The sequence below is a fragment of the Sphingopyxis sp. H053 genome, from assembly GCF_001468225.1.
Classification (GTDB): Bacteria; Pseudomonadota; Alphaproteobacteria; order Sphingomonadales; family Sphingomonadaceae; genus Sphingopyxis.
In genome coordinates this window covers 49,776-75,373 of the sequence record NZ_LNRU01000003.1, presented here as the reverse complement: position 1 = coordinate 75,373, position 25,598 = coordinate 49,776, and the positions used below count along the sequence as shown (strand labels likewise).

Genomic DNA, 25,598 nt, shown 5'->3' with positions numbered 1-25,598 from the left:
GCGATGGCGGAGACACCGAAACCGGACGTTATCGCGAGCGTGATGCGGGCGACCAAGCCGGACTTTACCGACATAGACCCGGCGGACATTGCCCGCTTCCTGGCACAGCAGCCGGACATCGCGGGGCCGGTGGAAATCGCCAATGTTCGCGGTGGCGGCGCCAATGCGGGCGCGTCGAGCGGTGTTGTCGTGTTCGATGCAATATTGGAGGGCAAGGTCGAGCCGCTCGTGCTGCGCTATGCACCGCTCCGCAACGAGGGGCGCATATTCTTCGACTATGGCATCAGGCAGCAATATGAACTGCAGGCGCGTCTGGCGGATGCCGGCCTCGCGGTTCCGCGCGCGCGCTGGATCGATCCCGACGGCGCCGTGCTCGGGCTGCCGGGCTTCATCATGGAGAAGGTCGAAGGCGATGTCGCGCACGCGTCGCCCTTCAGCGCCGGGCTGATCGGCGACGCGGCGCCCGATGTGCGCGAGCGGCGGATCGCATCGATTTTCCGGGCCCTGGGCAGCGTGCATGGCGCCGACTGGCAGAGCAGCGCGGTCGCGTCCTGCGTTCGCCAGGCTGCGGGCCGGACCCATTTCGAACGCTATATCAACTGGTATTGGGAAACCGTCAAGTGGGTGCAGCCGCCGCATCGCGAGCGGCTCGAGCGGTTGCGGTCCTGGCTGTTTGCGAACCAGCCCGATATTCATCATGATGACCTGGCGCTGATCCATGGCGATCCAAGTCTCGGCAATTACATGCTCGAAGGCGACGAGGTACGCGCGATCATCGACTGGGAACTCGCGGGTATCGTTGCTCCGGCTTACGACATTGCCATGCAATGTATGGCAAATTCCTATTATCGAGCCGTGTCGGCGCCCGAAGTCGCCGCCAGGATTCCCGATGACGCGAGCTGGGTGGCCCATTATGAAAGCGTGACGGGTCGCAGGGTCGAGCATTTCGAGTTTTTCCGCAGGGCGGTGACGCTGCCGCTTCTGGTCGTCCAACTGTCGATGTCGCGCAATTTTCCCGATGGTCTGCGCGATGAATTCCTCGCTGGTATGGAAGCGATTTGGGCGGTTGGGGAGGGCCGTTAAGCCGGAGCCGCCCAAGTCCGTGCTCGGCTCCGGGAATTGCGAGCAAACTTCCGGGCTGGCGTGCTGCGCTGACAACCGATACGGAGACGCGGCCGGCATCCGCCGGAGCGGGCTAACTGGAAACGGGCGATATCCATGAGCAGCGACATCCTCGACGATCTCAATCGGGCGATCATTGCCGCGCTTCAGGAAAATCCGAGCAGAACGAACAAGGACATCGGGGAAACGCTCGGCGTTTCCGAACCTACTGTGGCGAACCGGATCCGGGCGCTCGAAGATGCCAATATCCTGCGCGTCATGATGCAGCGCGATATGCGCGCTCTGGGTTATTCGGTGTTCGCTTTGGTCGATCTCAATGTTGAAGGCCGCACGCCCGAAAATGTCGCTGAAGACCTCGCCAAGCTCGATGCATGCACCAGTGTTTCGGTGGCGATGAGCAGCCCGGACATCTTCGCCAATATAAATGCGCCCGATGGCGCTGCGCTCCAGCGGATCGTCGACGAGCAGATTGCGAAGATCGAAGGCATCGCCTCCTACGAGGTCAATACGGCGCTGGAGATCGTGAAACTGGATCCTCGCTTTGGCAAGCTGGGATCCGAATGATGCGCCTCGATGATCTGGACCAGCGTATCATTGGCCTCCTCGCCGAAGATGCGCGCATCAGTAACCGCGAAGCGGCGCGCCTGTTGGGTATCTCGGACACTGCGGTCCGTAAACGCCTGAAGAAGCTGTCCGATTCGGGCGCTGCGAAGATCACGGCGGTGGCTGATTCAGCCGCGTTGGGAATGACCACCGCTGTTCTGGTGCGGGTTCAGACATCTCCCGAAACGGCGCGCGACGTGGTCGAGGCGATGGCCAGTTTCGACGAAGTGAGTTTTGCTGCCTTGATGACAGGACGCTTCAATATCGTTCTGCTCGTGGCGGCGCAAAGTCGTCAGGCCGTGGCAGATATTATTCACATGCATTTACGGCGGCGATCCGGCGTACACCGGGTAGAAACGGTCGAGATCGTCTCGGTCGCCAAGCACAACCTCGAAATCGCCCTGGTCTCCAGAAAACGCTGACCCCACCCGGCCGAGGTGCCGGGACTCGGGCTCACGGGCTCCGCACTAGCGACCCAGTGGAAGGGGACGGCCTGCGCCCCCTTCCGGAGAATCATTATCATTCTGCGGCGATCGCCATTGGATGCATCAGCTGCTCATCCATGTCGGCGCCGCCCGACCCGACCAGTCGGCCCGGTGTCGCACCAGTGCACTCGGTGCCATTGACGAAGGTCGTCTCGCCATTCACCATCACCCGCTCGATGCCCTGGGGCTTGCAGACGCGCCGCCAGTCGCCATCGGGAAGATCATGGGCGATCTCATATTTGAGCCGCGGATAGTCGAGCGCCTCATAGTCATAGATGAAAAGATCGGCCGCTTGCCCCGCTGCCAGCGTGCCCCGATTGTGGAGTCCGAGCACTTCTGCCGGAACCGCGCTGAGCTTGTAGTGCATTTCCTCAAGCGTCATCAACCCGGTCTCGCGAACCATCCAGATGATCGCGTCCGTCGAATATTGACCGCCAGCCCAGAATTTCACATGCGCTCCGCCGTCCGAGGTTCCCGGAATGGTGAACGGATGTTTGAGAACCTGTGCGACTTTCTCGTCGTCAAAGCTCATGCCTTCGGCCACGAGGAAATCGCTGTCGGCATTGGTATCGACCACGATATCCATAAACACGTCGATCGTGGGCCGATTGCCAACGGCGGCCGCGATTTCGCCGACCGACTTGCCTTCATACTGGTTCCATGGGGCGACGCCGCAAGCGTCGTTCAGGACATAATGCTCGAGCGGTCCGCCGGCCGGTGCGAGCAGTTCAGGCCTGTACACGTTGCGCAAGCGCGTGCGATAATCCTCGTCCGCCGCTTTTGCGACTTTTGCCGCGCGATCGCCCGCGAAGGTGAATTCGCGGAACTCGGGAATGATGTTCCAGATATCCCAGTCCATCGGTTTGAATTCGTTCCAGCCGCGCGTGGTCAGGGTCTGGGTGAAGATTTCCAGCCCCTCTTCCCGCGCCTTGTCGATCAGAGCGAGGACTTCCTCATGATAAGTGGGCAGAAAGTCGTTGACGATGACGACATTGTGAAGGACGGGCCGGCCCGACACCCGTGCAACCTCTAGCGCGATCTCACCGAAGCGCGCACCCGGGGTATCGACGAGGGCCTGGATCGAGCCTTCGCCGCGCTCGCGAAGCACTTCCGCGAGCGCCAGAATGTCCTCGCGGCTCATCGTGTCGCTCGGCATCGGGGTGCCGTCACAGTCGATGTGGGTGTTATGCTCGCCCTGGTAGGAAAAGCCGAAGCCGATTGCGCCCGCGTCCATGGCGGCGTGCAGTTCCTGCTTCATGCGCTCCCGCTCTTCCGCAGTTGCCGGACGGCTTTTCGCTGCTTCGAGGCCCATCACATAGATTAGGAGCGGATTGAGGGGAACATAGCTGGCGACGTTGACCCCCTTGGGCACCCGCTTGAGATGCTCGATCCATTCGGGGAAGCTGACCCAGTCCCAGCCGAGCGCTGTCCGCATCGCATTTACGGGAACCTGTTCGGTGGTCTCCATCATCTGCATGTAGCGCTCCCGGTCCTGCGGATGGCAGGGGGCAAAGCCAAAACCGCAATTTCCCACGCCGATTGTCGTGGTGCCATGCCAGCCAGAGTTTGTGGCATAGGGATCCCAGTGCAGTTGAGCGTCATAATGCGTATGGGCGTCGATCACCCCCGGCGCGACGATCTTCCCGGTGCCGTCGATGACATCGCTCGCGTCGCCGCTGATCCCGGCGCCAATGTCCGTTATGATCCCGTCCTTGATTCCGATATCGCCCACGAACCGCGGCGAGCCCGTGCCATCGACGATCGTGCCGCCTTTGATGAGCGTGTCAAACTTAGGCATCCCATTCTCCCATCTCTCTGTGTTGCTCGACATTATGGTCGGCCTTTGGTTCTCAAATTCGACAAAAATGATGCGCGTATCTATATTATGCGATCCACACTTGAGTCAAATATAATGGGAAATGATGTCATGGCCGGTCTGGACTGTCTTGATGGCGTTTCGACCCTCCCTTTGCGCGAAAGGGGCAGGCCGATGCGCCGACGGGATGCTCAAACCGCGGTGTAGCCACCATCGACGATGAACTCGGAACCCGTGATGTAGCGTGCGCCGTCGCTTGCCAAGAACGCGACCAACGGCGCGATGTCATCGACATTGCCCATCCGGCCCACGGGAATCTTGCTGTTCCATGCGGCAACAACCTGCTCCACCGACGCTGGTTCGCCGTTCGCGGCGGTAGGTCTCTCGTGATGGGCGCCGAGCCTGGTTGCCGTCGGACCCGGCAACACTGTATTCACTCTTACGGCACGCTCGGCCAGTTCGACCGCGACAGCCTTGCTCAACATACGGATTGCGCCCTTGCTCGCGCTATAAGCGGCATAACGGTCCCCTGCCACCGTCCCATAGATTGATGAGATATTGACGATGGCGGCGGTTGACGTGCCGTCCGCCTGACGACGCATCGACAAAAGCGGCAGTGCCATCTGCATCCCCATGAACGGACCCTCGACATTGATCCGATATTGCCTTCTCAGATCGTCGAGAGGAGCGGTCGCAAGGCGTGTCGAGCATGATGCCGGCGTTGTTCACGAGAATGTCGAGCCGGCCGAGCTTTTCGGCGAAGCCGATCGCCGTCTCCCAATCGGCTTCGCTTGTCACGTCATGCCGGCAGGCGTGCGTTCCCTTGGTGCCATCGCACCACTCAAGGCGAGAGGCATCGATATCGGTCGCAAGTACCTCGGCGCCGGCGGCAAGCAATTGCTTTGCCACGGCAAGGCCTATCCCGCTTCCCGCGCCCGTCACGATCGCAACGCGGCCCTCCAATTCGATCGAATTCACCATCACCTCCAGGATCGAAAACTGAGAAGCGCCATCGAGCCAATCGACGGCGTCGCGCAAATTGCGCGCGCGCTTCCGTGCTTCGCCGCCATTCGCGCCTCCGGATTGGCATTGACATGCGCGGCCGTCAAATGCGATTATACAAGCAATTAATTAAATATCGGAGGGCGCGGTGGAGGGTGTCGATCTTGTTTCGCTTGATCGCTGGATGGAAGCCCGGAGCCTTGGAAGTGGCTCGATTTCCGGCGTCCGGCTTCTGGCTGGCGGAACCCAGAATATTCTCCTCCGCTTCCATCGCGGGCCGTCCGAATTTGTTCTCCGCCGGCCGCCGCCGGTCCTGCGCGCGGGATCCAATGAGACGATGCGCCGCGAAATGCGCGTCCTCGAGGCACTGCGCGGTAGCGATGTTCCTCACCCTGGCTTCATCGCCGGATCTAGCGACGAGACGATCCTTGGCGCTGCTTTCTATCTCATGCAGCCGGTCGATGGCTTCAACCCGATGTCCGGGCTCCCCGCCTTGCACGCTCGCGAGCCGCTGCTGCGCCGCCGCATGGGCCTCGCCGTGGTCGAGGCGATCGCCGCACTCGGCGCGCTCGATTATCGGGCGGTCGGCCTCGCGGATTTTGGAAAGCCCGAGAATTTCCTGGAACGCCAGGTGGGGCGTTGGCGCCGCCAGCTTGAAAGCTATGCCGATCTAGCCGGGTGGCCGGGGCCTGGCGCCATCCCGGGGGTGGACGCGGTGGCGGCCTGGCTCGATCGCCATCGCCCAAGCTCATTTCAACCGGGGATCATCCACGGAGATGCGCATCTTGCAAATGTGATGATCCGGCCGGACAGCGGGGAACTCGCAGCCCTCGTTGATTGGGAATTGAGCACGATTGGCGACCCCCTGCTCGACCTCGGCTGGCTGATCGCGACATGGCCGACCGATGGCTCATCCTTCGCCACGGACGCCATGGCAAATCAGCTCACCGATCTTGCATCTCCTGCCGACCTCGCGGCGCATTACGCAGCGTCAAGCGGCCGGGATCTCGCGGCTCTCGACTGGTACATCGTGCTCGCCTGCTACAAGTTGGGCATCATTCTGGAAGGGAGCTTTGCGCGGGCCTGTGCCGGAAAGGCGCCGCGCGAAACCGGCGAACGGCTTCACGCGCACACGCTCGCTCTGTTCGAGCGCGCCCTCAGCATCATTCGTTGAAAAGGAAAGATGATGATCGACGATACCGATTTTAGCGGACGCAATATTCTCGTCGTCGGCGGATCGAGCGGGATCGGCAACGGCATAGCCCAAGGGTTTCGCGCCCGCGGCGCCAATGTTCATATCTGGGGGACGCGCGCCTCTGCGTCCGACTACAGCGCCGATGAAGGGTCCGACCTTGAAGGACTGGGCTATCATTGCGTCGATGTCGGGACGCCCGAGGCTATCGAGACGGCGGAGATTCCCTTCGACACGCTGGACTCCCTCATTTTGTCGCAGGGAACCGTATTATATCGGCGCCAGGAGTTCGAGCGCGAAGGGTGGGATCGTGTCATGGCGGTCAATATCGACAGCCTGATGCATTGCGCGCGCAAGTTCCGGCCACTGCTTTCGGCGTCCGGCGGGTCGATTATTATCGTGAGCTCGACGTCCGGCTTGCGCGGCAATATCGGAAACCCGGCTTATGCCGCGTCCAAAGCGGCCGCGATCAGTCTGACCAAAACGCTGGGCCAGGCTTTTGCCGGTGACGGGATTCGGGTGAATGGTCTCGCTCCGGGGCTCGTCGATACCAAATTGACACGGATCACGACCCAGAATTCCGCTCGTCTCGACGGCGCGCTCGCCACGATCGCGCAGCGACGCATGGGGACGCCCGCCGATATGGGGGTGCCGCCATATTCCTCGCATCCCCGCTCGCTTCCTACGTCACCGGCCACACGCTGGTCGTCGATGGTGGCCTGACGCTCTGATTTGCCATTCTGACAGGAGATACACATGCAGTTCGAACATAGCGAAAAGGTCCGTGACCTCCTGCAGAGGGTCGAAACGTTCATGGATGCGCATATCTACCCCAATGAGGAAGAGTATTACCACTTCATCCACGACCAGAGGAATCTGTGGCAGGAGTGGCCTGGAATGCCCGCCCTCAAGGCCGAGGCGCGTGCTCAGGGCTTGTGGAACCTCTTCCTCCCACACGAATATGGCCGCTTCTCGCCCGGGCTCAGCAATCTTGAATATGCTCCACTTGCCGAGGTGATGGGCCGATCGCCGTGGTCGAGCCAGGTGTTCAATTGCTCCGCGCCCGACACGGGCAATATGGAAGTGCTCGCGAAATTCGGGACCCCCGATCAGCAGCAGCAGTGGCTTCAGCCCCTGCTCGACGGGGAGATTCGCTCGGCCTATGTGATGACCGAGCCGCAGGTCGCCTCATCCGATGCCACCAATCTTGAGCTGTCCATCAAGCCCGACGGCGACGACTATGTCATCAACGGCCGGAAGTGGTGGATTTCGAATGCGATGCACCCCGATTGCGCGATCTTCATCGTGATGGGAAAGACCGACTTCGATGCTCCCCGCCATGCCCAACATTCGCAGATCCTCGTGCCGCGAGATACGGCAGGGATCACGGTCGTGCGCAACCAGACCGTCTTCGGATCGATGAACTCGCCGGGCGGCGAGTGCGAACTGCGCTTCGACAATGTACGCGTACCGAAGGAAAATCTCATTCTTGGTGAGGGGCGGGGGTTCGAGATCGCGCAAGGGCGTCTCGGGCCGGGACGTATTCACCACTGCATGCGTTCGATCGGCCAGGCGCAGCGCGCGCTCGAGATCATGGCGCGCCGCGCGGACAGCCGCGTCGCTTTTGGAAAGAAGCTCGCCGATCAAAGTAGCATCCGCCAGGACGTCGCACGCAGCTTCTGTGAAATCGAGATGTCGCGCCTGCTCACGCTCAAGGCTGCCGACGCCATGGACCGCTATGGCAACAAGGTTGCCAAGGATCTGATCGCGGCCATCAAGGTGATCGCTCCGCAAATGGCGCAAACCGTCGCGGATCGGGCCATCCAGGTTCATGGCGGAATGGGCGTAAGCGACAACACCCCGATCGCCTACTTCTTCACCCTCAATCGCTATCTGCGCATCGCGGACGGTCCCGACGAGGTGCACATGTCGCAGCTCGGGAAGCAGAAGATCGCCGAATATTCGGCGATGGCGAAGTAGGAGGCCGGCATGAAGGCGCTGCTTTATCACGGGGCAGGGGATATCCGCTACGAAAGCATGGCCGATCCGATGCCGGTCGAGGCGGGCGACGCCATCGTTCGGGTCACCGCCTGCTCGATCTGCGGAAGCGACCTCCACATTTATCATGGTCACGGATTTTCCGAGGATCGGGGCTTTTGTGTCGGTCACGAAGCGGTCGGCGAAGTGGTCGAAACCGGACGCGCCGTCTCGCGGCTCCGCGTCGGTGACCGGGTCATGATCCCCGCAGCAGCGGGCTGCGGCGCCTGCCGACCCTGCCAGTCGGGCAATGTGATCGGGTGCGAGAATGGCGCAGCGGCCTGCTACGGGTTGTCCGCCGCGCTTCAAGGTTCGCAGGCCGAGGCCGTTCGCGTCCCCAGCGCGGACGCCAATGCGGTGCTGATCCCGGAAGGGATATCGGAAGAGCAGGCGCTGCTGATGACAGACGCCCTTTCGACCGCCTGGTTCGGTGCGCGCAGCGCCGATATCGCCCCGGGGAGCAGCGTCGCCGTAATTGGTTTGGGGCCGATCGGCCTCATGACGGTCGACTCCGCCTTCGTGCTGGGCGCCCATATCGTATATGCCATCGATCCCGTTCCAGAAAGGCGCGCGCTGGCGGCAGCGGCGGGCGCCGTCGCTCTGCACCCTGACGAAGCCGTCGCCGTGATCCGGGAGGCGACGAAAGGACGTAAACTCGATTCCGTCGTCGAGGTGGTCGGGAGCGACGCGACGGTCGATATGGCATTACGCTTGGTAAGGGCGCGCGGCACCGTCTCGGTAATCGGTGTGCAGCAATCGCGCCGTTTCGCCTTTCCGCTTGAACGCGCGTTCGCGGCAGGGCTCACATTCCGGGTCGGGACCTGCTCGGTCCCCGAAGAATTGCCGACCCTTTTTCCACTTGTCCAGGCGGGGCGTCTCAAGCCGGAAACCTATGTCTCCAATCGGCTGCCGCTGCGAGACGGCGCCGAAGCCTATGCGATGTTCGACCGCCGGGAGGCGGGAACCCTGAAGATCATCCTCGAGCCCTGAAGACGCGACTGGCTGGATCTGAGTCCGGCGCGCCCCTACTGACCGCACGCGGAAAGGGGGGGGCGACACGGCAAAAAATGCGCGCCTCTGCTTGCGGCGCTTCGCCGGCAAAACCGTTCGCATTGACCGCAGAGCTATGCAGTTGATCGGGCGAACGCATTTGTGTATCTAATAATCGAGCAATTAATTAATTGTCGAATCGCTCGCGGAGAGGACGCCATGGAATCGGGATTGTCGGTAGAGTTGCGGGTCGACGGGCCAACCGCACATATCATCCTCAACCGTGAGGACCGGCTCAACGCGATCAACAACGACATGTTTCGGCGGCTTGAAGATCATGTCGCGCGGCTCGCGGGCGAGGCCGAAACTGTTCGCAGCGTCATCGTGCGTGGCGCGGGAAAATGTTTTTCTGCGGGGCATGATCTGCAGGACATCGCGTCTGGCGATGCAGCGCATGATGTCTCTTTTCAATCTTCGGTGCTCGAGCGTCTCGCGAATCTGCCCCAGGCGGTTATCGCGGCGGTGCACGGTCATTGTTACACCGGCGCGCTCGAGTTGGCGCTGGCCAGTGATTTCATTCTCGCCGCCCGGAGCGCGCGGTTCGCGGACACGCACGCCAAATGGGCGCTCACGCCTGTGTGGGGTATGAGCCAGCGGCTGCCCCGTCTGGTGGGCCAGGCCAAGGCGCGCGAGATGATGTTCACCGCGCGCACGATCGATGGCCGGGAGGCGGCGGAGATCGGACTGGCGGCGTCCTGCTTCGAGGATACTGAGTTTCTGGAGCGGGTCGATGCGATCGCGTCGATGATCGCTGAAAATTCGGCTTTCAGCATTGCCGCCTATAAGCGACTGCTCGCCGAAACGGACAATGTCCCGCTGCATCTCGGCCTCGCACACGAAGTCCGCAACAGCGCAGGCGTCGGACCCGACATGGGCGAACGTATCGCGGCCTTTTCAAAACGCAAAGCATGACCGCGCCATCTGGAGCGCTGGTCGATCGGGAGTGAGTGACGATGAGCAATGAAACCCAAGACCTGGCCGCGCCAGCCGAAATGGCGGCCCGGCTTGTGAACCCGGCGTCGTTCGGCGACCCCGCGACCCTGCACGCCGACCTTGCCTGGCTTCGTGGCCACCAGCCCGTTTCGCTTGTCGATACCGCCGGTGTCGATCCCTTCTGGCTCGTGAGCCGACATGGCGACATCATGGACATAGAGCGCCAGCCCGACATTTTCCGCAACGGTGATCTTTCGACGGTTCTCATCGGAAGTCCGATGCTCAAGGCGGTGGAGAATGCGACCGGCTGTCCGCACCTCACCCGTAACATGGTCAACATGGACGGAGCAGAGCATCGTGCCTATCGATCGCTGGTCCAATCCTGGTTCATGCCAGGCAATGTCAAGAAGCTCACGGACGACATTCGCGAGATCGCGCGCGCGCATGTCGATCGGATGATGGGGCTCGGCGGCGAATGCGACTTTGTCGCCGATGTGGCCCTGCATTATCCGTTGCACGTCATCATGAGCATCCTTGGCGTTCCCGAAGAGGACGAACAGCGCATGCTGATGCTGACCCAGCAACTTTTCGGCGCCCGCGATCCGGAACTCAGTCGAAAAGCCGATGCCATGGCCGATCCGGATACCGCCATAAAGGTGTTCGGGGCCGTCGTGGCGGACTTCCACGCCTATTTCTCCAATATCACGGCGAGCCGCCGCGCCGAGCCGCGCGACGATCTAGCGACCATCATCGCGAACGCCATGATCGACGGCAAGCCGATCGACGAGCGCGCTGCCAACGACTTTTACATCCTGGTCGCGACCGCCGGGCACGACACCACCTCCGCCTCGACGGCCGGTGCGATCTGGGCCCTCGCGGAGCGGCCCGCCTTGCTCGCCGAGGTGAAGGCCAATCCCGACCTGATCCCGGCTCTCGTCGATGAGGCGATTCGCTGGGTCACGCCGGTGAAGCATTTCATGCGCGCCGTTGCCCGGGATCATGAGGTGAATGGCCACCAGTATAAGGCCGGGGACTGGGTCATGCTGTCCTATATGTCGGCAAACCGTGACGAGGCGGTGTTCGACGATCCGTTCGAGTTCCGGCTCGACCGCCCGGCAAACAAGCAGATCGCATTCGGTTACGGGCCCCATCTATGTGTCGGCCAGCATCTCGCGCGCCTCGAGATGAAGACCCTGTTCGAGGAACTTCTGCCCCGGATCGAATCGCTCGAAATCGCCGGCGAACCGGCCTGGACCCAGGCGACGCTGGTCAGCGGGCCGAAACGCCTTCCGATCCGCTTCACTCAGAGTTGATCGGCGGGTCGACGCGCGGCGGCGTTGGCAGAGAGACGACAGCATATTCGCAGGACGGATACGGGAATGGGAATCAGAACACGCATAACCGACTTGCTCGGGATCGAGCATCCGATCGTCCAGGGCGGCATGATGTGGGTGGGAACCGCGGAGATGGCTGCGGCGGTTTCCAATGCCGGTGGCCTCGGAATCATCACCGCGCTCACCCAGCCGTCTCCCGATGCGCTGCGCGCCGAGATCGAGAGATGCCGGGAGCTTACCGACAAGCCATTCGGCGTCAATTTGACGATCCTGCCGTCGATTAATCCCCCGCCCTATGCCGACTATCGCAAGGCGATCATCGACAGCGGCACCAGGATCGTCGAAACCGCAGGCTACAAGCCACAAGAGCATGTCGACGATTTCAAGGCGCATGGCATCATCGTGCTCCATAAGTGCACGGCTGTCCGGCACGCCCTCTCCGCCGAACGCATGGGCGTCGATGCCATTTCGATCGATGGCTTCGAATGCGCCGGGCATCCGGGCGAGGATGATATTCCCGGGCTTATCCTGATTCCCGCCGCTGCCGACAAGATCAAGGTTCCTATGCTCGCATCGGGCGGATTCGGCGATGGGCGCGGGCTGGTGGCAGCCTTGGCGCTCGGCGCTGACGGTATCAACATGGGGACGCGCTTCTGTGCGACCAAGGAAGCCCCCATCCACGACGATATCAAGCGCGCCATGGTCGATAACGACGAGAGGGGGACCGACCTGATCTTCCGCAGCTATCGCAACACCGCGCGCGTCGCAAAGAACAGCGTTTCAGCCGAAGTCATTGCGGCCGAACGGGAAGGAAAGTCCTTCGAAGCGATCGCGCATCTCGTCAAGGGCGCGCGCGGGAAGGAAGGGCTGGACCGCGGCGATCCCGATCATGGGATATGGACGGCTGGCATGGTTCAGGGTCTCATCCATGATATCCCGACGTGTCACGAACTCATCGACCGGATCATGGGCGAGGCCGAGTCGATCATCACGAAGCGGCTGGCGGCGATGATGCCTGGAGCGCTCACGTCATGAACGTCGATTTCGATCCATCGCTCGAAGCGTTTCGCGAGGAAGTCTGCGCATTTCTCGATACGGCACCCACCGACGCGATCCGCGAGGCGGGGCGGAAGACCACAAGCGTTTTCGCGCCGTTCGAGGCGACAATGGAATGGCACCGCCTTCTATATGCGCGCGGCTGGGCCGCCCCGGCCTGGCCCGTCGAATATGGCGGGACCGGTTGGTCGCTCGAGCAACGCTATATTTTCTCCGAGGAGCATTGGAAGCGCGATCTGCCGCCGCTCCTGCCCAACGGCCTGATCATGGTCGGCCCCCTGCTCATGGAGCTTGGCACGCCCGAACAAAAGCGCCAGCATCTCCCCGGGATCCTTTCGGGCAAGGATTACTGGACCCAGGGCTATTCCGAACCGAGTGCCGGTTCTGATCTTGCCGCCCTGTCATGCTCGGCCCTGGCCGACGGTGACGATTATATCATCAACGGCCAGAAGACATGGACGACCCTCGCCCACAAGGCCAACAAGATGTTCATGCTCGTGCGCACGAACCGGGACGGCAAGAAGCAGCAGGGCATTACCTTTCTCCTCCTCGACCGGACCGACTATCCCGGCATGCACATCCGTCCCATCATCGGCCTCGATGGTGTGGCCGAGCAATGCGAAGTATTTTTCGATAACGTCCGCGTCCCCCAGGGGGGCCGCGTGGGCGCCGAGAATGAAGGCTGGAGCGTCGCCAAGGCGCTGCTCAAGCATGAGCGGGGCGGCGCTGCGCATAGCCCGGCGATCAGGCGCAAACTCGATGCGATCCGGGCCGCGGCGAGGGATGCAACGGCGTCCTTTGGCGGACCCCTCAGCGAGGATCCGGTATTCCAGCGCGACCTTGGGGAACTCGAAGCCGAAGTCGCGTCCTTCGAGCATGTCGAGAAGCTGGTGCTAAGCGGCCACGCCCTCGCCGACGATCCCGCGATGCCGTCGCTCAACAAGGTGATGAGTTCGGAACTCTCGCAGCTGCTGTCGATCATGATGACGCGTGTTGCCGGGATCGACGCGCTGCCGTTGCAATTGGAAGCCCTTGAGGTCGGGTCCGGCGTTCAACCCCTGGGCGATCCCTTCAGCCTCGTGGCGATGCCCTATTATCTGAATACCCGAGCCGCTTCCATCTATGCCGGCAGCAACGAGGTCCAGCGGGACCTCATCTCCCGCAATCTCCAGACCCTTCGCGCCTGAGGCAGAGCCCATGAATTTCGAATTCTCCGATGAGCAGGTCATGCTCCGCGACAGCCTCTCCCGGCTGCTCGATCAGCGTTACGCCTTTGAATTGCGCCGACGCATCATGGCTGGTCAGGCGGAAACCGGAATCTGGAGCGAACTCGTCGATATGGGGATTGTCGCGATGCCGCTTCCCGAAGCCTGCGGGGGACTGGGCGGTTCGGCCTCCGACATTGTGGCGATATCGGAGCTCTTCGGTCGCCATCTGGTCATCGAGCCTTTGCTTCCCTCGGTGATCCTCACGGGCCGGGCGCTCGCTCGCTTCGATCCCGCGGGACCGGTGCCGCAATGGATTGCCGATATTGGCACCGGAGCTTTGCGCGGCGCCTTCGCCCATGAGGAAGGTAGCGGCACCGGCGCCTCTTCGACGCTGTCGACCAAACTCTATGAAGGTGAGGCCGGTCCGCGCATCCGGGGTAGCAAGAAGCTCGTTCTTGGAGGCGGAGAAGCAGGGGTGCTGCTCATCTCGGCGCTCTCGGAGACGAAGGCGGTCTGCCTGGCCGCAGTGCCCGCCGATGCCGAAGGCATCGAAGTGCGGCGATATCGCGCGCTCGATGGCAGGCCCGTTGCGGATATCCTGCTCCATGACGTCGCGGTCGACAGGGCTGCCATCATGGCGGGCGCCGATGCGGCGCTGGAGGCCTTGCTCGCGGATGCCCGGCTCGCACTCGCAGCCGAAGCCGTCGGGGCCATGGCCGTCCTGATGGCAACCACCGCAGACTTCGCGGGCACGCGCGAGCAATTCGGTCGGCCGATCGGAAGCTTTCAAGCGATCGCGCACCGGCTCGCCGATATGAAAATTGCCTATGTCAAGGCGCGAGCGTCGCTTCTCTATATCGCGGCGCTGGCCGACAGCGGACGGGCAACGAGCCGGGATATTTCGGTATTGAAGGCGCAGGTTGGCAGGCTGGGGCGCGAGATCGCGCAGGGGGCCGTACAAATCCACGGCGGCATCGGCATGACCGACGAGCTTCCGGTCGGTCATTACCTCAAACATATTCTCACGATCGACGGTCTGTTCGGCAACACGGACTATCATCTGCGTGAAATCGGCAGGGTAGTCGCCGCTGCGTGAACAGGGGGGAAGCGTCAGCTTCCTGTTTCAGAAGCTATGGAAGGTACGAAAAATGACCAAGAGCTTACGCGCTGACACGATGGCTACCGATAGCGCTGCTCTCGAGCAGATGCTGCAGCGCCAGCGCAAGGCCCATATTGCAGACGGTCAGGCGAGCGCGGAGTTGCGTATTGACCGGCTCGATCGCTGTGCTGCCTTGCTTCGCGACTATTCCGCGCGGTTCGAAGAGGCAATCAATGCCGATTTCGGCAACCGGTCGCGCCATGCATCGGCTATCACCGACATCATGAGTCCGCTTGGCGCGCTGCGCGACTGTCGGGCCAATCTGCGTAAATGGATGCGCAGCGAACGACGGCCGGTCGAACCGAGGTTGCTCGGCCTCTTCGGCGCCCGGTCGGAAATCCGGTTCCAGCCCAAAGGCGTGATCGGCATCATTGCGCCGTGGAACTTTCCGGTGGGTCTCGTCTTCTCTCCGCTTGCCGGCGTTCTGGCCGCCGGGAACCGGGCGCTGATCAAGCCGTCGGAATTCACGCCGCGAACGTCGGATCTGCTCCAGCAATCGATCGCCGAATATTTCGCGCCCGACGAGGTCGCGGTCGTGACAGGCGGTGCCGATGTGGGGGCCGCCTTCGCGGCGTTGCCCTTCGATCACCTGATATTCACCGGCGCCGGCTCGGTCGCAAAGCATGTGATGCGCGCTGCGGCGGAGAATCTCGTGCCCCTGACGCTCGAGCTTGGCGGGAAGAGCCCTGTGATCCTCGGTGCGAGCGTGGACATGCCCGTCGCCGCAGCGCGGATCATGGCCGGAAAAACCCTGAACGCCGGTCAAATATGCCTGGCGCCTGATCATATATTCGTGCCTCGTGGGCTACGCGACAGCTTTGTCACCGAGGCACGGCAGGCGACCGAGGCGATGTTCGGCTCCCTCAAGGATAATCCTGACTACACGGCCATGATATCGGACAGGCACTTCGAGCGCGTGCGCGGCTATGTCGCGGACGCGCGTGAGAAGGGTGCCACGATCGTCGAGATCAACCCCGCTGGCGAGACGTTCGAACAGCAGGAGCATCGCCGGATACCTCCGACACTCATTCTCGATGCGACCCGCGACATGGCGGTGATGCAGGACGAGATATTCGGGCCGCTTCTGCCGGTCGTTGCATATGACAGCGCCGAGGAGGTTGTGGCGGAGATCAATGCGCACGACCGGCCGCTTGCGCTTTACTATTTTGGATCGGAAGCGGGCGAACGCGATCGCATCATCGATGCCACGACCTCGGGCGGTGTGTGCGTCAATGACGTGATCATGCATTGCGCGCAGGAAAATCTGCCTTTCGGCGGCATCGGGCCTTCGGGTATGGGTGCCTATCACGGGATCGACGGCTTTCGCGAATTCAGCCATCGCAAGGCGATCCACACTCAGCTCGGCAGGGATCTGGGGCCGATGAAGCTTTTCAGGCCGCCCTATGGCGCCAAGCTTCGCGCCTTCGTCGACAAGCAGATCGGAGCGGGCGCCCGGTAGAAGGAGCTAGCCGTCGAATCTGAACACGCTGTCCGCGCGCGCCAGACCAATCGACTGATCGGGGACGCATTGGTACATGAGATATTCGACGGCCCTCCCGTCCCCCCGACCCTCGGCGACCGCCATCACATGGTTCAGCCAGGAATAGCGCGCGTGGCTGGTTTCGAAGCGGGGCTGCGTCGCAAAATAGGTCTCGCCGAAATCGACCGTCTCGCCGGCCTTGTATTTGGCCGCAGCCTGCGGCGTCGTGTTGGCGACCCCGAAATATTGGACGAAGATGTTCGCCATGTCGTGGGTGACGATGACGAGCCGAACGTCGATGTGAAAGACGCCCTCCTGGTCGATCAACTCGAACTCGCCTCCGACAGGCGCGACCGTGCCCTTGATACGTGGGCCTTCGACGGTGCCGCCGCCCAGCTGCCACACGTTGCGGCGACCCTTTGGTATCGGTCCGATCGGATAGCGGTTGCCCAGATCGACGCGCATGCGCAGCAGGGGTTCAAGGTGCATGCTCTTCTCCATCAAGTTGGAATGCTCGGCTGCTACGGGCTGTCGTTTGGAAGCGGGCAGCGTCGCATCCTAAGACGGGCCGCGATAATAATCAATTGACCAATTAACTTGCCACCTGACGTCCGCTTGCCTATCGATCGGTTTTAGGAAGACGCTGCGCGCGCAAGTGGCGAGCCGGACGTATAAGGATGGGAGACAGCTGAGATGAAAGGGACAGCAGCAGCGCAGACGCCCGTGATCATCGCCGTCGGCGAGATTGTGGATCGCCCGGATGACCCGGGCAAGGCGCTCGAACCTGTGGCGCTGATGGCAGAAGCGCTGCGCCGCGCGGCGGCGGAAACGCCGGCCGTTCTCGGCGCGCTGGACTCGATGGATCTCGTCGGACAGGTCACCTGGCGCTACCGCGACCCCGTAGCTCTTCTTTGCGAGAAGCTCTCGATCGGCCCCGCCCGTGCCCAAAATGCCAGCATGGGCGGCGAAACGCCTATTCGCCTCCTGCACGAGGCAGCACTCCGTATCGCGCGGGGTGACAGCGCCGTTGCCGCGATCGTGGGCGGTGAGGCCGTCAATGCGATGGGCAAGGCGCGCAAGGCCAAGGCGAAGCTCGACTGGACCCCGCTCGCTCCCAAAGAGGAAACCGTCGCGGTCGACTTCGCCTCGCTTCCGATGCGCAAGGCCTCGAAAAAGCTCGGAATGACTGCGCCCGTTCATATCTACCCGCTCTATGAGAACGCCTTCCAGGCCGCCCGCGGGCAGACCCCGGCCGAGGGCCGCGCCGCTGCCGCCGAACTCTGGGCGGACTATGCCAAGGTAGCCGCGTCCAATGAAACCGCATGGTTGCGTTCCGCGCCGGGAGCGGCAGAGATCGGCACGCCTTCGGAGAGCAACCGGCTGGTGGCCTTTCCCTATCCCAAGCTCATGGTCGCGAACCCTTCGGTCAACCAGGCGGCCGCGATCGTCGTGGCAAGCCTCGAATGGGCCCTCGCCAACGGGATTCCCGAAGAGCGGCTGATCTATATCTGGGATGGCGCGGCAGCGCAGGAGCCCGGGGATTATCTGGAACGCGACCGCTATGACCAGTCGACCGCGCAGCGCGTGGTTCTGGAGCAGGCAGTCGAGATCGCTGGCGGCGATGCCTCCGCGATCGATCTGGCGGAACTGTACAGCTGCTTTCCGATTGTGCCCAAGATGGCGCTCAAGACGCTGAAGCTGCGGCCGGACGTCAAGCCGACGGTGACCGGCGGGCTGACCTTCTTTGGCGGCCCGATGAACAATTATATGAGCCACGGCGTCTGCGCGATGGTCCGGGAGCTGCGGGCCGGAAAGGGAACCACAGGCCTTCTCTACGGCCAGGGTGGCGTCGTATCCAAACATCATGCGCTGTTGATCTCGACGCGGCCCCCGGAAAAGACTTTGAGCCCGGACTATTCGGTTCAGGCCAGGGCGGACGCGTTGCGCGGCTCCGTGCCCGAATTTACAGAGACCTATGAGGGCGCTGCCACCGTCGAAACGCACACGATCATTTATACGCCGAAGGGCGAGGTCCTCCACGGCGTCGTGATCGCGCGCACCGCAGATGGCCAGCGAACGATCGCGAAGGTGCGGCGTGACGATGATCGATCGATCTTGGTCCTCTCCTCGCTCGACGCCAATCCCATCGGCACGTCCGGCCATATCCGCACCGATGCCTTTGGCGCCCGGATATGGGAGGCAGGCGAGAAGCGCGACCGGCGCGCGGCACCGCGCCGCTTCTGTCTCGTCGAGCGCGACGGGCCGATCACTCTGGTCACGATCAACCGCCCCGACGCGATGAATGCGTTGACGCCATATGCGAACGAGGAGCTGGCCGAGGTTTTCGACGACTTCCAGGCTGATCCCGATCAGTGGGTGGCCATCCTGACGGGGGCCGGTGACAAGGCCTTTTCGTCGGGTAATGACCTCAAGTTCACCGCGCAGTCGATGGCTGCGGGGTTGCCGCTCGAGACACCGACCAAGGGATTTGCCGGCCTCACCGCGCGCTGGGACAACAACAAGCCCGTCATCGCCGCGGTAAATGGTATTGCCATGGGTGGCGGCTTCGAGATTGCATTGGCCTGCGACCTCATCATCGCGGCCGAAGGCGCCGTTTTCGCTCTTCCCGAGCCCAAGGTTGGCCTCGCCGCTCTTGCGGGGGGGCTCCACCGTCTGCCTCGGCAGATCGGCCTCAAGCAGGCCATGGGCATGATCCTCACCGCCCGCCGCGTATCGGCCGCTGAAGGTCTGTCGCTTGGCTTCGTCAATGAAGTGGTGCCGCAAGACGAACTGCTCGCAGCGGCGCGGCGTTGGGCCGATGACATCGCCGCGTGCAGCCCGATGTCGATCCGGGCTTCGAAGGAGGCCGTCATGAAAGGCTTGGACGAAAGCGACCTCGCGGCCGCCTATGGGAACCAGACGCGATATCCGGCGATCGGAGCGCTCTTCCGGTCGGACGATGTGCGCGAGGGGCCGCTCGCGTTCGCCCAGAAGCGGCCACCGGTCTGGAAGGGCCGATAGGTTTCTCGGGGTCTGCCGGGAAGGAGAGGGGGAATGGGTGTGGCGACAGCTTTTGATCTGACCGGGCGCGTGGCGCTCGTGACCGGCGCTTCGTCCGGACTTGGCGCGGGCTTTGCGCGCGTGCTCGCTGAGGCCGGCGCTAAGGTGGTCCTTGCGGCGCGGCGTGTCGACCGGCTCGAGGCAGAGGTCGATGCGATCAGGGGGCAGGGCGGCGAGGCGCTCGCCGTGGCCCTCGATGTCACGGACGAAGCCTCGACAATAGCGGCCTATGATGCAGCCGAGGCAGCTTTCGGAACTGTCGACACGATTGTCGCCAATGCGGGTATCGCGAGCGATAACGCGGCCCTGCACCTCACCGCCTCGCATGTCGACGATCTGCTCGCTGTCAACGTCCGGGGCGCCTTCCTGACCGCCACCGAAGGAGCGCGGCGGCTCGTGGCAGCGGGAAGCCGCGAGCGCGAGCATGGCCGAGTCGTCATCATCGGCTCCATTACGGCCGAGCGGGCGCTGCCCGCGGCGTCCGTTTACGGCGCGACCAAGGCCGCTGCGCGCCATATGGCCAAGGCATTTGCGCGCGAATGGGCGCGGCGCGGCATCAATGTGAATGTCATCCAGCCTGGCTATTTTGAGTCCGAGATGACGGCGGAGATGGTCGGAAGCGAAGCGGGGCAGGCATATATCGCTTCCTTTCCGCGCGCCCGCTTGCGCCCGGCGAGCGATCTCCACGCGCCGTTGCTGTTTCTCTGCTCGGACGCATCGCTCGGGATAACCGGTACGGTCATCACCGTCGATGATGGACAATCGCTATGAGACATCCTTGCGACTTGCCTCTCCCGCTTTGGCTCCGGAGGTCGTTAAGCATGCGGTCAGCGCAGGAACTGGCCGTCGTCGACCTTGAGGATCGTCCCGGTGACCGCTTCCGAGGCGGGCGACACCAAATAGAGCAAGCTTGAGTCAAGTTGCTCCGGCAAACCCAGCCGCTTGCGCGGAAAGGTGCCGATAAAGGCGTCGCCGGTCCGGGACCGCATCCCGTCCATCATCTCGGAATCGAACGAGCCCGGGGCAATGCAATTGACGTTGATATGAAAGCGCGCCCATTCGATCGCCAGGGCTTCGCTCATCCGCACGACCGCAGCCTTGCTCGTCGCGTAAAGGGCGGCGCCCTGCCTGGGCGCCACAAAGGCCGCTATCGAGGCTATATTGACGATCCGCCCATGTTGCCTGGCCTCGATGAGCCGCGTTGCAACCTCGCGCGCGAAGAGGAAGGGCGCACGCACGTTCACGTCGAGCACGCGATCGATGAGATCGAGCGGCATGCGCGTTGCGAGCTGCGCATCGGGAATGCCGGCGTTGTTGATGAGGATCCCGGTTGGTCCGAAAGCCGCCTGCGCCTTGTCGACCGCCTCGACGATTTGCCCCGGGTCAGCGACATCGGCTGCGACGGCGGTCGCTCTGCCGCCCGCCGTCTCTATCTCGGCGACCAGCGCTTCGAGGCGTTCGATACGTCGGCCGACGACCGTAACGGCGGCACCCGCCGCTGCGAGCGTTTTGGCAAAGCGGTAGCCGAGCCCCGACGAGGCCCCGGTGACGATAGCAGACTGGCCCGCGAGAAGCGAGGCATCCTTCGGAGCGGCGGTCATCGCGATGCGGCTCCGGCAGCCTTGTCCCTAGCCCAATATTCGTCGCGGATGAGGCGTTTGTAGAGCTTGCCGGTGTCGAGCCGGGGGAGCGCTTTCGAGAAGTCGATCTGACGAGGTGCCTTGACGTGACTGAGCTTCTCGCGCGCGAGCGCCATGAGTTCGGCCGCAAGCGCGTCACCGGCGTCGGACCAATGGACGGGCTGAACGACCGCGATCACGCGCTCGCCCATCTCTTCGTCCGGTCCGCCGATCACGGCGACGTCCGCGACCTTTGGATGTGTCACCAGCAGATTCTCGATCTCCTGCGGATAGATGTTCACCCCACCCGAGATGATCATGAAGCTCTTGCGGTCGGTGAGATAGAGATAGCCTTCCTCGTCGACCCAGCCGATGTCGCCGAGCGTCGTCCATCCCTCCGCATGCCGCGACTCGTCGGTCTTGGCCGCGTCGTTGTGATACTCGAACCGCGGCCCGCCGCTGAAATAGATCGTGCCTTCCTGCCGAGGCGGAAGCTCCCGCCCTTCTTCGTCGCAAATGTGGAGCTTCGTCGTCAGGGGCCTGCCGACCGAGCCCTTGTGAGCGAGCCACTCCTGAGGCCCGATGAAGGTCCCGCCATTGCCTTCGGATCCACTGTAATATTCATGAATGATCGGACCGAACCAGTCCATCATCGCTTCCTTGACCGGGACCGGGCAGGGGGCGGCGGCGTGGACCACGGTGCTCAGCGACGAGACGTCATGGGCGGCGCGCTCGCCCTCCGGCATCTTGAGCATGCGGATGAAATGGGTCGGCACGAATTGCGCAATCGTCACCTTGTATCGCGCGATGGCGGCGAGCGCCGTCTCGGGTGCAAAGCGCTCCATGAGAACGACGGTGGCGCCAAGGCGCATCATCGCCATCGTCCAGCGGAGCGGTGCCGCATGATAAATGGGTGCAGGGCAGAGATAGATGCTGTCCGCCGACGCGCCGTAGAGTTGCGTCGCCACCATGACGACCGAGTCCGGCTTGTCGATGGCCTCGCCGCAGATCGGGCTCGGCTTGATGCCTTTCGGCCGTCCCGTCGTGCCCGACGAATAGAGCATGTCATAGCCCGCCTGTTCGTCGGCGACCGGGACTGGGGGCATTGCACTGCGCTCGGACTCGAAATCGAGATAGCCTGCGATCCGGCCGCCTGTTGCGAACAGGTCGATATCGAGGTCGCGTCGCGCGATTTCCGCCGCGACCTCGCCTTGCGCGGCCGAAATGATGAAGATCCGGGCGCCGCTGTCGCGCAATATATATTCGACTTCGTCAGCCTGGAGCTTGTTGGAGATGGTGACGAAGTAGAGGCCTGCACGCTGGGCAGCCCAGGCGATCTCGTAAAAAGCGGGCGAATTGGGAAGGCACATCGCGATCGTCGAGCCGGGAGCCAGTCCGAGGGCCCTAAATAGCTGCGCGCCCTGGTTCGAGCGGCGGTCGAGATCGGAATAGCGCAGCGCCTCGCCCGTTTCGGCCATGATCAGGGCGGGCTTGTGGGGCGTCGAGCGGGCATGGATCGAGGGATGCATAGTGTCCGTCCTCTCAGGGGATCATCACGGCCTTCACGCACCGTCCGGCGTGCTGGTCGGCAATGGCTTCGTTGATCTGCGATAGCGGATATCTGCGAACGAGACGGTCGAAAGGCAGCTCTCCCGCCTTGTAGAGCTCGATCATGCGGGGGATGAACATATCGGGTAGGCTATCGCCTTCGATGATGCCCATCACGATATGACCCGCACCGACCAGTTGGTTGATCGAAAGACCCAGCCGATCGTCGGCGGGGCTTGCGATTCCGACAAGTCCGAAGGTCGCGCGCGGCGCCAATGCAGTCATCGCGGATTCGATGACCTCTCGCCGGCCTGTCGTGTCGAAAGCATAATCGACCCCGACCGGGACGATTTCGCGGATTGCCGTCGCAAAGTCGGCGGAGGCCGGATCGATGACGTGCGTCGCACCAAGTTCGAGCGCCAGGGCCCGGCGTTCCTCCCGCGGCTCGACAACGAGGATGGTGGCACATTCCTGGACCTTGGCGCCGAGGACCGCACTCAGCCCCACCGCGCCGGCGCCGATCACAAGAAGCGACGAGCCTTTGGGGCAGGCGAGCGAGTTCATCACCGCGCCCACGCCCGTCTGGACACCGCAACCCAGCGGGCCAAGCAACTCGATCGGCAGCGCTGGGTCGACGCGGACGGTGTTGCGTTCATTGGCAAGTGCATAGGATGCGAATGACGACTGGCCGAAGAAGTTCGCACTTGCGGGTTCTTCGCCGACACAGAGCGTCCGGCTTCCGTCCACTCGGCAGCCGCCATAGTTCATTTGTGCGAAGCGAACACAATAGGCCGGCCGGCCCTCATCGCACCGGGGGCATTCGCCGCAGCTGTTGAAGGTCAGTACGACATGATCGCCAGGGCGCACCTTCGACACCCCCTCGCCGACGCGCTCGACGATACCCGACCCTTCATGGCCAAGCACCGCCGGCGCCTTCATGATCTGGAGACTTCCGCCAAAGGCAAGGTCGGTATGGCAGAGGCCGACGCCCGCTATGCGGACCAATATCTCGCCCGGCCGCGGATCTTCGAGCATGATATCCTCGATATCCCACCGGCCTCCCGGGGTGCGGGCTACCGCGGCGACTGCTTGCTTGGCCATGCTCCATCTCCCACGCGCCGTCGCCGTTCGTCCATTGTCGAAAGGGGCGGCGGCGATCATTGTTCGCGTGGAATTATCAATTGGCAAAAAAATAATCAATCAACTAATGAAATTCTCTGATGCTCGTGATGGGGCGCTGACGCGAAGAGTGTGAGGGAGACTGACGGTGGCCGGGGACGCGTTTCGTGAGGATATTTTCAAGAACAGGACATTGTTCGTCGCCGGAGGGTCAGGCGGCATCAATCTCGCGATTGCTGGGCGATTCGCCGAACTCGGGGCGAACATAAGCCTCATAAGCCGCGATGCCGAGCGGGTGAGTGCAGCCGCCAGGAGCATTTCCGGGTGGTGCGCGGGCAATGGGGCTCGCCGCCGATGTTCGCGATTTCGAGGCGGTGGACGCAGCCTTCGCTGCGACGGTCGAACGGTTCGGGGAGATCGACTTCGTCGTTTCCGGTGCCGCTGGAAATTTTCTGGCACCGGTGATTGGCATGTCCGCAAACGCGTTCAAGACGGTCATAGACATCGACCTTCTGGGCACTTTCAACGTGATGCGCGCCGCGTTCGACCATTTGCGCAAACCTGGCGCGTCGCTCATCGCGATTACGGCGGGGCAAGCCGTTCGTCCGACGATGTTCCAGGCGCATGCCGGCGCGGCAAAGGCAGGGATCAACAATCTGACCCAGACGCTCGCGATGGAGTGGGGGCCAGCCAGCGTTCGCGTAAACGCCATCGCTCCGGGGCCAATCGGCGATACCGAAGGCATGCGCAGGCTGACCCCATCGGAGGCTGCGACCGCGGCGTTGAAGAAACGGATTCCGCTGCGCGACTATGGCGTCAAGCGCGACATCGCCGATCTCGCGGTATTTCTTTGCACCCCCAATGCAAAATATATCACCGGAGCAATTCTCGATTGTGACGGAGGTTCTGTGCTCGGCGACGCGTCGGCAGACGCCCTCACTGTCCCGCCGCGATAGGCAAGGACCGGTCAGCCTTCGAGGAGGTTGTCCTGTAGCCGGCCAAGATCGCTATCCGAGAGGCCGAGGACGTCCTTCGCGAAGCTGGATATCGAGCCATGCCGCCACTCCAGTTCGCGAAAGGCAGCCTCGATATAGCTGCGATCGGCGCGCATAAGGATTTCGAGCGCATCGGGCGCCAGGCGTTCCATCCACTTTCCTTGCATGCCCGCCGCCGCCGCACTCGCGGTCAGGCGTTTCCAGTCGAGCAGTTCGGCCGTCTTGCAATAGTCCGCGATGATATATTCCCGGCGAATTCCGATGAGATCGAGCAATAGTGCGATGGCGATGCCGGTGCGGTCCTTCCCGGCCGAGCAGTGGATGAGCACCGGCAGGCTGCCTGCGGCGATATGGCGATACAGGCTGGCGAGATGCGTCGCGTGCCTGTCGGCCAGGCTTCGGTAGAAATGCCGCACTGCTTCGGCATAATCATCGGGCTTGAGGTCGCGCGCAAACAACCGCTGATCGCCTGAAAGATCGATATCGCCCTCGTCCCAGACCAAGGTAGTGCGCTTTTCCGCAAAAGCCGGAACGGTCGGATGGAGCGCGCGCTCGCTGGCCAGGCGCAGGTCTGCGATCGTGGAAATCGCGTCGAGCGATTCGTTGCGGATATCGTCGCTCGTCAACTCGTCCAGCCGGGCGGACCGCCATATCAGCCGTCGCTTCAAAACCCTGCCATCGCGGGCCGGATAGCCGCCGACCTCCCGAAAGTTCTGGCCGCCGGCAAGTGCGACCAGCCGGTCCTCTTCGATCACGACAGTCTCGGTCATATGATATCCC

At 62.7% G+C, this 25,598-nt stretch carries 22 protein-coding genes and 2 pseudogenes; 16 read left to right on the top strand and 8 right to left on the bottom strand.

Features of this window, described 5'->3' with window-relative positions; all coding sequences use genetic code 11:
* Window positions 1-3: 3 nt before the first annotated feature.
* From ATE70_RS06230 to ATE70_RS06220, 3 genes are all read left to right on the top strand, one after another.
* Window positions 4-1,083: a phosphotransferase family protein gene (locus tag ATE70_RS06230; RefSeq protein ID WP_058537095.1), complete on the top strand. Its 1,080-nt coding sequence runs from the start codon at window positions 4-6 to the stop codon at window positions 1,081-1,083.
* Between the two features lie 135 nt (window positions 1,084-1,218).
* Window positions 1,219-1,686, top strand: coding sequence for an Lrp/AsnC family transcriptional regulator (locus ATE70_RS06225; protein WP_054586677.1), 468 nt, complete (start codon window positions 1,219-1,221; stop codon window positions 1,684-1,686).
* The gene (locus tag ATE70_RS06220) at window positions 1,683-2,147 is read left to right on the top strand and encodes an Lrp/AsnC family transcriptional regulator (protein ID WP_058537094.1); all 465 of its coding nucleotides are present in this window, start codon (window positions 1,683-1,685) and stop codon (window positions 2,145-2,147) included. The genes ATE70_RS06225 and ATE70_RS06220 overlap by 4 nt, the downstream gene beginning before the upstream one ends.
* A gap of 97 nt (window positions 2,148-2,244) precedes the next feature.
* Here ATE70_RS06220 and ATE70_RS06215 read toward each other — a convergent pair whose 3' ends face one another.
* The 3 genes and pseudogenes from ATE70_RS06215 to ATE70_RS25805 all read right to left on the bottom strand — a co-directional run.
* Window positions 2,245-4,008: an N-acyl-D-amino-acid deacylase family protein gene (locus ATE70_RS06215; protein WP_058537093.1), complete on the bottom strand. Its 1,764-nt coding sequence runs from the start codon at window positions 4,006-4,008 to the stop codon at window positions 2,245-2,247.
* A gap of 209 nt (window positions 4,009-4,217) precedes the next feature.
* Entirely contained in the window at window positions 4,218-4,682 is a 465-nt protein-coding gene (locus tag ATE70_RS25615; RefSeq protein ID WP_231744499.1) for an SDR family NAD(P)-dependent oxidoreductase, read from the bottom strand.
* Between the two features lie 97 nt (window positions 4,683-4,779).
* Window positions 4,780-5,007, bottom strand: a pseudogene (locus ATE70_RS25805) (SDR family NAD(P)-dependent oxidoreductase); the annotation flags it as partial.
* Between the two features lie 169 nt (window positions 5,008-5,176).
* On the opposite strand from ATE70_RS25805, the gene ATE70_RS06200 reads away from it, so the two are divergent.
* The 10 genes and pseudogenes from ATE70_RS06200 (at window position 5,177) to ATE70_RS06155 (ending at window position 16,456) form a co-directional block, all read left to right on the top strand.
* Window positions 5,177-6,202, top strand: a complete 1,026-nt coding sequence (locus tag ATE70_RS06200; RefSeq protein WP_231732605.1) for a phosphotransferase family protein — start codon at window positions 5,177-5,179, stop codon at window positions 6,200-6,202.
* 12 nt (window positions 6,203-6,214) lie between these two features.
* A pseudogene (locus tag ATE70_RS06195) lies at window positions 6,215-6,951 on the top strand (SDR family NAD(P)-dependent oxidoreductase).
* A 25-nt stretch (window positions 6,952-6,976) separates the two neighbouring features.
* Entirely contained in the window at window positions 6,977-8,200 is a 1,224-nt protein-coding gene (locus tag ATE70_RS06190; RefSeq protein ID WP_058537090.1) for an acyl-CoA dehydrogenase family protein, read from the top strand.
* A 9-nt stretch (window positions 8,201-8,209) separates the two neighbouring features.
* Entirely contained in the window at window positions 8,210-9,247 is a 1,038-nt protein-coding gene (locus tag ATE70_RS06185) for an alcohol dehydrogenase family protein (protein ID WP_058537089.1), read from the top strand.
* A gap of 162 nt (window positions 9,248-9,409) precedes the next feature.
* The gene (locus ATE70_RS06180; protein ID WP_231732917.1) at window positions 9,410-10,219 is read left to right on the top strand and encodes an enoyl-CoA hydratase/isomerase family protein; all 810 of its coding nucleotides are present in this window, start codon (window positions 9,410-9,412) and stop codon (window positions 10,217-10,219) included.
* 41 nt (window positions 10,220-10,260) lie between these two features.
* Window positions 10,261-11,553 carry a cytochrome P450 gene (locus ATE70_RS06175; protein WP_054586684.1) on the top strand — a complete coding sequence of 431 codons (1,293 nt, stop codon included), beginning with the start codon at window positions 10,261-10,263 and terminating at the stop codon, window positions 11,551-11,553.
* A 66-nt stretch (window positions 11,554-11,619) separates the two neighbouring features.
* The gene (locus ATE70_RS06170) at window positions 11,620-12,609 is read left to right on the top strand and encodes an NAD(P)H-dependent flavin oxidoreductase (RefSeq protein WP_058537087.1); all 990 of its coding nucleotides are present in this window, start codon (window positions 11,620-11,622) and stop codon (window positions 12,607-12,609) included.
* On the top strand, window positions 12,606-13,817 hold the full coding sequence (locus ATE70_RS06165) for an acyl-CoA dehydrogenase family protein (protein ID WP_058537086.1): 1,212 nt from the start codon (window positions 12,606-12,608) through the stop codon (window positions 13,815-13,817). Before ATE70_RS06170 ends, ATE70_RS06165 begins: the two co-directional genes overlap by 4 nt.
* 10 nt (window positions 13,818-13,827) lie before the next feature.
* Complete coding sequence (locus ATE70_RS06160) at window positions 13,828-14,934, top strand: acyl-CoA dehydrogenase family protein (protein WP_058537085.1); 1,107 nt, start codon at window positions 13,828-13,830, stop codon at window positions 14,932-14,934.
* A gap of 52 nt (window positions 14,935-14,986) precedes the next feature.
* A complete protein-coding gene (locus tag ATE70_RS06155) occupies window positions 14,987-16,456 on the top strand; it encodes a coniferyl aldehyde dehydrogenase (protein ID WP_058537084.1) in 1,470 nt (489 codons plus the stop codon).
* Window positions 16,457-16,462: 6 nt separating this feature from the next.
* Here the strand turns inward: ATE70_RS06155 and ATE70_RS06150 are convergent, their stop codons facing one another.
* Entirely contained in the window at window positions 16,463-16,966 is a 504-nt protein-coding gene (locus ATE70_RS06150; protein WP_058537083.1) for a DUF3237 domain-containing protein, read from the bottom strand.
* 204 nt (window positions 16,967-17,170) lie between these two features.
* Between ATE70_RS06150 and ATE70_RS06145 the strand changes: the two genes are divergently transcribed.
* Both ATE70_RS06145 and ATE70_RS06140 read left to right on the top strand, forming a co-directional pair.
* Window positions 17,171-19,498 (top strand): enoyl-CoA hydratase-related protein, encoded by a 2,328-nt coding sequence (locus ATE70_RS06145; protein WP_058537082.1) that lies wholly within the window; start codon window positions 17,171-17,173, stop codon window positions 19,496-19,498.
* A 33-nt stretch (window positions 19,499-19,531) separates the two neighbouring features.
* Window positions 19,532-20,308: an SDR family NAD(P)-dependent oxidoreductase gene (locus ATE70_RS06140; protein WP_054586691.1), complete on the top strand. Its 777-nt coding sequence runs from the start codon at window positions 19,532-19,534 to the stop codon at window positions 20,306-20,308.
* 56 nt (window positions 20,309-20,364) lie between these two features.
* Here ATE70_RS06140 and ATE70_RS06135 read toward each other — a convergent pair whose 3' ends face one another.
* Genes ATE70_RS06135 through ATE70_RS06125 form a run of 3 tightly spaced genes read right to left on the bottom strand, consistent with a single transcriptional unit; the run spans window position 20,365 to window position 23,805 of the window.
* A complete protein-coding gene (locus tag ATE70_RS06135; RefSeq protein WP_058537081.1) occupies window positions 20,365-21,138 on the bottom strand; it encodes an SDR family NAD(P)-dependent oxidoreductase in 774 nt (257 codons plus the stop codon).
* The gene (locus ATE70_RS06130; protein ID WP_058537080.1) at window positions 21,135-22,685 is read right to left on the bottom strand and encodes an acyl-CoA synthetase; all 1,551 of its coding nucleotides are present in this window, start codon (window positions 22,683-22,685) and stop codon (window positions 21,135-21,137) included. The genes ATE70_RS06135 and ATE70_RS06130 overlap by 4 nt, the downstream gene beginning before the upstream one ends.
* Before the next feature lie 13 nt (window positions 22,686-22,698).
* Window positions 22,699-23,805: an NAD(P)-dependent alcohol dehydrogenase gene (locus tag ATE70_RS06125; RefSeq protein WP_058537079.1), complete on the bottom strand. Its 1,107-nt coding sequence runs from the start codon at window positions 23,803-23,805 to the stop codon at window positions 22,699-22,701.
* A 356-nt stretch (window positions 23,806-24,161) separates the two neighbouring features.
* Here ATE70_RS06125 and ATE70_RS06120 point away from each other — a divergent pair, with 356 nt between their 5' ends.
* Window positions 24,162-24,779 carry an SDR family oxidoreductase gene (locus tag ATE70_RS06120; RefSeq protein ID WP_443028788.1) on the top strand — a complete coding sequence of 206 codons (618 nt, stop codon included), beginning with the start codon at window positions 24,162-24,164 and terminating at the stop codon, window positions 24,777-24,779.
* Between the two features lie 11 nt (window positions 24,780-24,790).
* Here ATE70_RS06120 and ATE70_RS06115 read toward each other — a convergent pair whose 3' ends face one another.
* Complete coding sequence (locus ATE70_RS06115) at window positions 24,791-25,588, bottom strand: tyrosine-protein phosphatase (protein ID WP_054586696.1); 798 nt, start codon at window positions 25,586-25,588, stop codon at window positions 24,791-24,793.
* Window positions 25,589-25,598 lie beyond the last annotated feature (10 nt).